The organism is Armatimonadota bacterium, from assembly GCA_035527535.1.
Taxonomy (GTDB): domain Bacteria; phylum Armatimonadota; class Hebobacteria.
This window is the reverse complement of record DATLAK010000144.1, coordinates 1-2,303: the sequence shown is the minus strand read 5'-3', so window position 1 is coordinate 2,303 and position 2,303 is coordinate 1. Positions and strand designations below refer to the sequence as shown.

Genomic DNA, 2,303 nt, shown 5'->3' with positions numbered 1-2,303 from the left:
TGGCGGTGGTGGCGGCGATCATCGGCGCTCTATTTATTGCGCCGTTGTTGGATACAGAACGTCAGTTCGCCAACTACAATGTTGACAACGCCAATGTGGCGATTCATGGCTATGATACGGTAGCTGTCACAAATCTGTCACAAAAACGTCATGTAGCCACATGCGCCCGGCCGCTGCTACCGGTGCAAGGCGCGGCGCAGCCGGTCAGATGCCGAAGGATGGGGCGCGCCGAGGCCGGGGCCGGGCAGGGATAGGGCCGGACAGGGATCGGGCCGGTTCAGCCGCCGTGATCGAAGCCGAAGCGGATCTCAACGCTGACTAGGGCTCCGGGGCGCAGGTCCGCGTCCTCGCCGGCGCCGAGAAGCACCTCCGAGCCGTCCGGGTAGGCGACCCGGATCGTGGTGATCGCCGCGTCGCGCATGTCGCTGGGCAGGCCGCCGAGATACATCATCGTCCGGCGCGAGCCCTCGAGCGATGCCTCGGTTTCGGCAAGCTGCATCGAGACGTCGGAGAGCTTCTCGAACGCGATGTCGCGAGCCTTCAGCCGGGTCTGGGCAAGGCGGTCGTTCAGTTCGATCAGGTTGCGCTCGGTCAGGGCGATGCTGGCCATGGTGTCGGCCTTGTTGCTGGTCGAGAAGTTCAGCCGCCGGCGCTGGTCGTTCAGCCGCGACGAGGTGATCGAGCCCGCCTGCATTGCTTCGGTCAGGCGCTCGAGCTCCTCGCGGTCGAAGGTCTCGCCCTCTTCCTCGCTGGTGAACTGGGCGCGCAGCGCCAGCAGCTGCTCGCCGGTCTTGCCGATCGCGGCGCGCAGGGCCTGCTCGGACTCGATCAGCTGCTCGTTTCGCAGGGCCAGCAGGTCCATCTCGATCTCGGCCGGGCCCCCGGCGGCATCCTTCTCAGCAGTCTCGGAGGACTGGAAGCGCGCCCCGGTCGCCTCGGCGCGGAGCCTCTCCGCCCGCGAGGCCAGTGCCTCGCGCCGGGCCGAGAGCGAGGCCATGCGGCTGTATTCCTGCAGGAATTCCTGCTTCGGGTTGAGAAAGCGCGAGGCGATGCCCAGCCCGCCGGCCAGCGCGATCGCACGGCGCACGGTCAGCCCCGGCGCGAACGGGTAGCCGCCCGGGTTCTGCACGTCGCCATCGACATAGACCGGCCGGTATTCCAGCACGTTGATGCTGATCGCGTTCGGGTGGATCCGCATGTCGTAGCTGGCGCCGCCCTCGGCGACCACCGGGAGGGTTAAGCGCGAGAGTGTCTGGCGCGCCTCCTCGCGGATGCTGGCGACCGTCCGTCCGGCAGCGGGGATCGAGCCGATCAGCGGCCCGACCAGATTGCCGTCGATGTCGATCGGCAGGCGCTCGCGCAGTTCCGGCGAGCCGGAGATCACCAGCTCGAGCACGTCGCCCTGCTGCAGCACATAGGCGTTGGCATCGGTGCTGGTATCGGCGCTCTGGGCCGCGATCGGCCCGGCGGTCAAGGCGAGGCAGACGGCAACCGCAAGGCGGGCGAGCATCCGTCCCGGAAGCGTGATCGGCATCGGTATAGTGTCCTCTGGCACTCGGCCCCGGCGGTTGCGCCGTGAAACCGATTTCTTCCTTTATCTTCAATTGTCTCACGGGTCGGCCTATTACGTCAATAGCAGTGGCGCCGGGCCGCGCGGAGCGGCGCCTGCGGCGTCACCCGGCAGGCGCCCTCTGCCTCGATCTGCCAAGAGTCTATTGCATTTTAACCACGAAAATGGCATTGTCAGAGCAAAATTGGTTGAGGCGGGCAGGGCGGTTGTCTAGCGTCCGGCCATGGCCAAAAAGAATCCTTTTCGTTACTTCAAGACCTCCCCCGAAATCATCCGCCTGGCGGTGATGATGTATGTCCGGTTCCCGCTGTCGCTGCGGAATGTCGAGGACCTGCTGCACGAGCGCGGCATCGAGATCAGCCATGAGACGGTCCGGTTCTGGTGGAATCGGTTCGGCCCGATGTTCGCCGCTGAGATCCGTCGCAAGCGCATCGAAAAGATGCGAGCATTCTCCAACTGGCGATGGCATGTCGACGAGGTCTTTGTGAAGATCAACGGCGAACGCCATTACCTCTGGCGTGCCGTCGATCACGAAGGCGAAGTGCTCGAGGTCTTTGTCTCGAAGAGGCGAGACCGCAGGGCGGCACTTAAGTTCCTGAAGAAATCAATGCGCCGCTATGGCCGTCCGGCGGCCATCGTCACTGACCGGCTCAGGTCCTACGGTGCGGCGCTGCGCGAGATCGGCGGCTCCGATCTTCAGGTCACAGGGCGTTGGTTAAATAATCGCGCGGAG

At 65.0% G+C, this 2,303-nt stretch carries 3 protein-coding genes; 2 read left to right on the top strand and 1 reads right to left on the bottom strand.

The genetic code is table 11. The annotated features are described in order from the left end of the window. On the top strand, window positions 1-254 hold a 254-nt coding region (locus VM221_10170; GenBank protein HUT75181.1), incomplete at its 5' end, for a hypothetical protein. 23 nt (window positions 255-277) lie between these two features. Here VM221_10170 and VM221_10165 read toward each other — a convergent pair. After that, window positions 278-1,534: a polysaccharide biosynthesis/export family protein gene (locus VM221_10165; GenBank protein ID HUT75180.1), complete on the bottom strand. Its 1,257-nt coding sequence runs from the start codon at window positions 1,532-1,534 to the stop codon at window positions 278-280. Between the two features lie 259 nt (window positions 1,535-1,793). Between VM221_10165 and VM221_10160 the strand changes: the two genes are divergently transcribed. Then, on the top strand, window positions 1,794-2,303 hold a 510-nt coding region (locus tag VM221_10160; GenBank protein ID HUT75179.1), incomplete at its 3' end, for an IS6 family transposase.